Here is a 1,115-nt window from a genome sequence, read left to right on the forward strand (position 1 = left end):
ATCAAGGGCAAGAGCGTCCCGGTCCTGCCCCCGATGGCCAATCCCGTCGAGAAACAGGCGTGGAAGGCGCCGCCAGGCATCGCCTGGCCCAAACCCCAGGCGGCGGAGCTGGGCGGCACCGGGGCGAGCACCCTGGCGGCGACCGGCTTCCCCGTGAAGCTGGCCCCGCAGAAAGACGCCAAAGCCGCCGCCGCGGCCGACGCGGTCAAGGTCGAGCTTCTCGAAACGGACCGGTTCGGCCTCGCGCTGCGCGTCTCCCCGGGCCAGGGCGTAGCGGCGGCCAAGGCGTCGGGGAAGACCCGCCTGCAGATCGACTACTCCGGCTTCCGCTACGCCTACGGTGGCGACTACGGCGCCCGGCTCCGCGTGGTCAAGCTGGAGGGGTGCGCGCTCGACGCCAAGGCGAGCAATTGTGCCCTGCCCGAGCCCGTCAAGAGCGACAACGACGTCAAGGCGGGCACGCTGACCGCCGACTTCGAGACGAACGGCCTGTACGCCCTGACCGCCGCCGCCTCCGGGCCCTCCGGCGACCACTCCGCCACCTCGCTGGGTGCCTCGGCGGACTGGAGCGTCGGCACCCAGACCGGCGACTTCACCTGGGGCTACGACATGCGCACCCCGCCCGCGCTGGGCGGCGACGAGCCGGAGATCTCGCTGGCCTACTCCTCCCAGAGCGTGGACGGGCGCACCGCCTCCACCAACAACCAGGCGTCCTGGGCGGGTGAGGGCTTCGAGCTGAACCCCGGCGGCTTCATCGAGCGCCGCTACAAGTCCTGCATGGTCGACGGCAAGAAGACCGGCGACCTGTGCTGGGACCAGGACAACGCAATCCTCTCGCTCGGCAGCTCGGCCATCGAGTTGATCAAGGACGCCACGAGCAGGCAGTGGCGGCCCAAGCGCGACGACGGCACCCGCATCGAGTACCTCACCGGCGCCACCAACGGCGACAACAACGGCGAGTACTGGCGCGTCACCACCGCTGACGGCAGCCAGTACACCTTCGGCCTGAACCGCCTGCCGGGCTGGGTCACCGGCAAGGCGGAGACGAAGTCGGTCCAGACGGTGCCGGTGTTCGGCAACAACAGCGGCGAGCCCTGCTACAACAGCACCCCGGC

General features: G+C 70.5%; 1 pseudogene. It reads left to right on the forward strand.

The annotated features are described in order from the left end of the window. Positions 1-1,115: pseudogene (locus ACWEPL_RS65275) on the forward strand (type IV secretion protein Rhs); the annotation flags it as partial.

Source organism: Nonomuraea sp. NPDC004186, from assembly GCF_053603495.1.